The 6485-nt window shown below is 40.6% G+C and carries 5 protein-coding genes; 4 read left to right on the top strand and 1 reads right to left on the bottom strand.

Going from position 1 to position 6485, the window contains the following annotated elements; genetic code table 11:
• Nucleotides 1-55: 55 nt before the first annotated feature.
• From ACERCF_RS12230 to ACERCF_RS12215, 4 genes are all read left to right on the top strand, one after another.
• A complete protein-coding gene (locus ACERCF_RS12230) occupies nt 56-3220 on the top strand; it encodes an Ig-like domain-containing protein (RefSeq protein WP_472853097.1) in 3165 nt (1054 codons plus the stop codon).
• A 25-nt stretch (nt 3221-3245) separates the two neighbouring features.
• A complete protein-coding gene (locus ACERCF_RS12225) occupies nt 3246-4364 on the top strand; it encodes a hypothetical protein (RefSeq protein WP_373625745.1) in 1119 nt (372 codons plus the stop codon).
• Between the two features lie 223 nt (nt 4365-4587).
• On the top strand, nt 4588-4794 hold the full coding sequence (locus ACERCF_RS12220; protein WP_373625744.1) for a hypothetical protein: 207 nt from the start codon (nt 4588-4590) through the stop codon (nt 4792-4794).
• Complete coding sequence (locus ACERCF_RS12215) at nt 4736-5071, top strand: hypothetical protein (protein WP_373625743.1); 336 nt, start codon at nt 4736-4738, stop codon at nt 5069-5071. The genes ACERCF_RS12220 and ACERCF_RS12215 overlap by 59 nt, the downstream gene beginning before the upstream one ends.
• Nucleotides 5072-5190: 119 nt before the next feature.
• On the opposite strand, the gene ACERCF_RS12210 is transcribed toward ACERCF_RS12215, so the two are convergent.
• Nucleotides 5191-6261: a hypothetical protein gene (locus tag ACERCF_RS12210; protein WP_373625742.1), complete on the bottom strand. Its 1071-nt coding sequence runs from the start codon at nt 6259-6261 to the stop codon at nt 5191-5193.
• Between the last annotated feature and the right edge of the window lie 224 nt (nt 6262-6485).

Here is a 6485-nt window from a genome sequence, read left to right as displayed (position 1 = left end):
AGGCTCAGATACAGTAACTGTATCAGGCACAACAGAGCCGGGTGCAGCTGTAGTTATTAAAGACGAAGCTGGAAAAGTAATCGGCACAGGCAAAGCAGATGATAAGACAGGTGCATACAATGTAACCCTAGACGATCCAAGCAAAGCTAAAGATGGCGAAACTTTAACTGTAGAAGTAACAGATAAAGGCGGTAACAAAGTAACGGGTACAATTACCTCAGCGGATATTACTGACCCAGCAACTCCAACCGATAAAGGCGAAGGTAAAAATATTGCAGCTACAGGAAACAAAGAAGACGGTTCTGTAAACGTATCAGGCACAACACAACCGGGTGCAACAGTCGTGATTAAAGATAAAAACGACAAAGTAATCGGTGAAGGTGTAGCGAATGATGAAGGTAAATATGATATTACCTTAACAGACCCAACTAACGCTAAAGACGGTGAAACCTTAAAAGTTGAAATTACTGACAAAGGCGGTAACAAAGTAACGGGTACAATCACAGCACCTGACATTACGCCACCACCAGCACCTACTGACGTGAAATTAAATGATGCAGGTAACAAAATTACAGGTAAAGGCGAACCGGGTTCAACCATCAACGTGAAAAACGGCGATGATGTAGTGGCAACCACAAAAGTGGGCGAGAATGGCGAGTTCACAGTTGATGTTCCACCAACAGCACCTGAAAACTTAAAAGTGGTATCAGCAGATGACAAAGGTAACGAAACACCAGATGCAGAAGCACCTAAGGTTCGTTTACCTAACTTATCAGATCCTGCAATAGCAATCGTTATTGATGGCAAAAAGGCTTACACCTACTACGACATCAACCACGATGGCACAGTAGATCGTGCAGAAGAAGCTACCTACGACAAACCAGTCAAACTAAATGCGACTAAAGACGGCGTAATTTACGAAGATGGCACTGAAGCTAAACCAACTCAAATCAACCACTACCTAGAAGGCAGCGATACGCTTGGTGGTGAAAAGAATATGGATAAAGCTAAGGCTGAACAAAAACTTGATGTTCAAAACCCAGACCAAATTACCTACATCATCTACGATGAACAAGGAAACGTAAAACAACGCCTATACAACCTAGATGCAAAAGACACTAGCTCATCTGTAGAAGGTAAAGCAGGTATTGATAAGTACGAAACGGTTGAAGACTACATCGTGAAAGAATTACCGGTAACCAACAAACGTGGTGTTACGAAAGAAGAAAACGTAGTATTAGAAAAACAAGTTGCATACAACAACGATGCAACAGGTAAAGAAGATGCTCGTGCGTTCTTCCAATACAACGACAAAGGTCAAAAAACAGCAGCATTCTTTGATGATAATGCTGATGGCACTATCGACCGTGCAGAAAAATACACTTATGACGAGAAAGATGCGAAAAATCCAAATCCGATTAAGATTGAGTACGACAACGATGCAAAAGGTGTAACACCAGCGAAGTATGAAGCGAACCAAAAAGTAGCAGATAGCTTCAAATTGAGCGACAGCAGCATCGACAAAGTAGAATACTACGTTCACGAAGCACGCCCGATTGAGGTAGGCACAGGTGATGATAAAGTAACCATTACCGAGTACGTTGTAAAACAAAAACTCGTTAATACCGATAACCAAAACACCGGAGCTAATGAGAAAACTATCAATGGTGAAAAAGTGCAAGGTATTGATACTATTGAGGAATATGACTACAACGACTACAACCGCCAAACCAAAATCGACTACGATAATAACGCCGACGGCACTGCCGATAAGATCCATTATCAGAAGTTCGACGCTTTAGGCAACCGTACTGAGTTGTTAGTGGATAACGACGCTAACGAAGCCACAGGTAAAGCAGCGTTCGACCACGATGGCAAGCCAATCAAAGGTATCGATAGAATTGAAACCTTCGGTCGTAACACTAAAGGTCAAACCTTACAGATTGATGTGGATAACACAGGCGATGGCGAAGCTAACTCAACCACTTACCTCGTATTAGACCAATACGGTCGTACGGTGGCGAGATACTTAAACAACGACAGTAACGATTCGACAGGTAAAGCAATTACTGTTGAAATTGATGGCAAACAGGTTGAACTCAAAGGTATCGACAGCTTTGAAACCTATGAATACAACGCGAACGGTCAGCAAATTCAAATCAACCGTAACTTAAATGCGAGAGATGCGAGTGATGGCGAAGCGTTTAAAAACGACACAGGCTTTGAAGAAGTGATTTACATCGACCGTGATGAGTACGGACGTGAGAAAGGTCGTTACACTGATTTAGATAACGATAAAAACACCGGCACAGGCAATAAAGACCAAGACAAAGCGATTGAGCTTCGCGATGGTCGCGTTCTGAAAGGTATTGACCGTTATGAAACCTACGAACACAACGAAAACGGAAACCACATTCAAACCAACAGAAACCTTGATGCAAAAGGCGAGTTTGAAGAAGTGGAATACCGTGATGTGGACAAAGCAAGCGGTCAATTAAGCGGAATTTATTACAACCGTGATAACGATATGAAAGACGGTGTTGCTCTCAAAGAGAAAACAGGTGAAACGGTTCGCTTAAACGATGGTCGTGAAGTAGAAGGCATTGACAACTTCACCACTTACGAGCGTGATAACCAAAACCGTGTGATTACCGAACGCTTCAATCTTGATGCGAAAGGGGCGGATGACCGAGTGTATTACTACGATTTAGATGCTAACGGCAACCGAATCGGCCAGTATCAAAACCTGGATAACGACACAACCAAAACGCTAGAAGGTGGAAGCCAAATTACTGGTACAACTCACACCTTAAAAGACGGTCGTGAAGTACAAGGTATCGAACGCTACTACGAGCACAAATTCGATGGAAACAACCGAGTTTACGAGCGTACAAGCAACCTAGACGGTAAAGACCACGCTGAAAGCGTAAGCTACTATGTGCGTGATGCGTTAGGACGTGAAATTGCCCGTTATGACAACACCAATAATGATGTGTTAAGCAACGGCAACCCGAACCCGACAGGTCATACTCATACGATTATGCTCAACGGCAAAGAAGTAACGGTAAACGGTATCGACAGAATTGTGGAAAACACCCACAACGAATACGGTAACGTAGTCCAAACTCGCACCAATAACACGGGAGAAGCGGGGGCTGATAAGTTTACCAACATAACCGATAACGTGTACAACGAACGTCGCCAAAAAGTAGANCAATAAGTACACTTATGACATCTACAACCGTGTGGCAACGAGAAGCTTTGACACAAATACGGAAAAAGAGGGTTTTGAGCGTAAGGAAACGTACCACTATAACAACCTCAATCAGTTGGTTAGAACTGATCGTGATACATTTGATGTAGGTGGGGATATTGATGCTTATGTTACTTATGAGCGTGATGTTTTCGGGCGTGAAAAAGTAATCAAGGTTCATAGTGATGCACAGGGTTCATTTGAGTTACATCAAATAAAAGAATACGATGCATACGGATATGTAAATAAAGTAACTTCTTACAATGCTCAAAATCAAGTATCAAGAATTTATAATTCTGAAGCTAATGAGTATGGTAGAGAAGTAGTTTCTTGGGTTGATACTAATCAAAATGGTAAATTTGATGGTAATGAGGTTATGCTATTAAAAACTCTGAGCTCTGTTGATGGAAGACTGCTTAGCCGTATTGATAGATACGCTAATGGTTCAGCAGATGTAACAGTTCGACTACATTATGATCAAACTGATTTGCACCGTGCAACGCTATTTGATAACAATAACAATGGTTCTATTGATAAAGGCGAACGTTATGCTGTACGCAAGTATTTTGAAGGCAGTCGTAGTCAAATTGATTCTTTTGACTATTATCAAGGTACTCAAGATGACGTAGCCTTTGGTATATTAGAACCTACAGACGGGCTAAAACTCGTGCAGGTGCAAAAACTGCATTACAGTGACTCAGGTCAATCGTTAGGCACAGTTTATGCTAATGGAGAGAGAGTATTTACTGGGTGGTCGTATAATGGTGGAAACGGTGCAGCTATTCGTTCTTCAACAGAAGATTATACTGATGGCAAATTCCAACCGCTGTTAGAACAAATCGGTGGAGCATTGGAACGAATTAATCTTAGCAATGCAACCCAAAGCACAGATATTGCGTTAGATAATAATGTGCTTGCGAAGCTAACGAAGTCAAAATTGACCATTAACGGAGATGCAACTGACACAGTTAGACTGAAAGATAATGCGGAGTTCACACAGATTGAGAATACCAAAGTAGGTAGCAATGAGTACGAACAATACACCACCGAAGTGGACGGTCAGCAATATACCTTATTGATTGACACCGACATCAACGTGGTATTGGCGTAACCTCACCCACAACAAGCGGTCGTTTTTGCCGAGAAATTTGCAAAACACCGCTTGAGATAAAACTAAAACAAAACCTGTTACCAATTGGTAACAGGTTTTTATCTTTTAATCAATCCTTTAAAATTGCCTCTACGATATCTTGTGCCTTACCTAACCAACATCTTAATGTGAAAACAAGGTTTTTATGCTATTATTTAACCAATTACAACCCATTAAGGAGGGTATGATGAATCCAAAGATTCTTGAGGCATTAAAAGAGAGTGATGATAACCCAAATGCTTACAGCATTTCGGTTGATGGCAAAAATTGCCGTCAGGTTATGCAGATGATGGCACTTCAACACACCGCTAGAAAATTGAGCAAGATTGAAAATGATAGAAACGCACAAAGTCCAGAACGTCAAATTTCATCACGACTTCTTTCAACTTAGTGAACAATTTGGTTATACCGCTGAGCTGATTTTAGAATATAGCAAAGAAATTGAAGAATTGGTTCATCTATGGACAACAAATAAGCAAGTTGAAATCTACTCTGAATCTAGTGAAAGAAAATGGGGTAGGCTCAAGGACTCAAGTGGCAAGCATTCAAAAAAGCCAATACCGGGAGCAACGCCATACTATATTAATCTTTTCCATACTCGAGTAGATAAGCTAGAAAACGACCCCTTGTTATTAATTACTTTTGAAGATGATGATTTGTGTGGATAGTTTTTCATCTACATAACATAAACAAAAACCTGCTACCAATCGGTAGCAGGTTTTGTTTTTATCTTAAGCGGTGTTTTGCAAATTTTCAGCAAAAAATGACCGCTTGTAGAGGGCTGAGACTACGCCAATACTACGTTGATGTCGGTGTCAATCAATAAGGTGTATTGCTGACCGTCCACCTCTGTTTGGTATTGCTCGTACTCCTGTCTGCCTCTTGTCACATTATCGAGTTGGGTAAACTCGGTGTTGTCTTTCAGGCGGATAGTGTCGGTTGCATCACCGTTTACGACTAACTCAGATTTTGTGAGTTTCGCAAGCACGTTGTTATCCAGCGTAATGTCGGTTTGGTAGTTGGCATTAGACATATTCAGTGTCTTAATCGCTCCGCCTATTTGCTTAAATAACGCATCATAGTGGCTCTCGGTAAAGTCTTCAGTTGAAGAGCGTCTAGTTCCACCATAACCATTATAAGAAAGGGTATGATAAACACTATTCGCATCAGAATAAAAACTACCCAATATAATATTATTATCGCTGTAATGTATTTTTTGTAGGTGCTGTAACTCATTACCTGAATACACTGTAATCACATCCACTAAAGTACTCTCCCCAACAAAAGAGACTTTAGAAGCTCTTTCACCTTCATCAATTTGACCGTTTTTGTTAGTGTCTGAATGGGTAGAATTATGTCTGCCAAAACCATCATAACCCCAAATGGTGTAAACTTCCGGTCTGCCGTCTGCATAGGATTGAAGCTGGGAGATGATGTTTGCTTGCGGTGTATCATCACGAACACTGATAATAACGGTATCCAAATCGTTATAGATACCATCCCCGTTCCAATCTATTTCATTTTTAATTTCTAATCCTCTTGCATCACGAGTATAGTTATTTACACGGGTTATTTGCCCATCTATACCAAAGATAGTCTGTTTAGAAATATTGCCATAAACATCTCGTTCATTTATGTAATGGCTTTCCAAATCGCCAGAGGCATTTGAATAAGTTTTAATTTCGCCATCACGCCCGAAAACATCACGCTCATAAGTAACATAAGCATCAATATCCCCACCTACATCAAATGTATCACGATCAGTTCTAACCAACTGATTGAGGTTGTTATAGTGGTACGTTTCCTTACGCTCAAAACCCTCTTTTTCCGTATTTGTGTCAAAGCTTCTCGTTGCCACACGGTTGTAGATGTCATAAGTGTACTTATTTACAGGTATAGATTATTTTGTATACATTTTTCTTTGACTTTACCAAGTTATGAGGGTAGCATTTCTGCACTTATCAAAAAAACTAGGATAAATACAATGACAATACTTACAAAAAATCCCGTGAGTACGACCAGCAAAATTGAATTTGTAGAGAGCAGTCGTCCCTCAGAAGAGCAAGTCTTTTTGATGAGAAT

This window comes from Mannheimia kashgarensis, assembly GCF_041807705.1.
Lineage (GTDB): Bacteria > Pseudomonadota > Gammaproteobacteria > Enterobacterales > Pasteurellaceae > Mannheimia.
This window is presented reverse-complemented; position numbering and strand designations above follow the sequence as displayed.

What these genes read in the sequence shown, in the direction of transcription:
- ACERCF_RS12220 (WP_373625744.1), top strand. Translation starts at nt 4,588, where the DNA reads ATGATGAATCCAAAGATTCTTGAGGCATTAAAAGAGAGTGATGATAAC.
- ACERCF_RS12215 (WP_373625743.1), top strand. Translation starts at nt 4,736, where the DNA reads ATGATAGAAACGCACAAAGTCCAGAACGTCAAATTTCATCACGACTTC.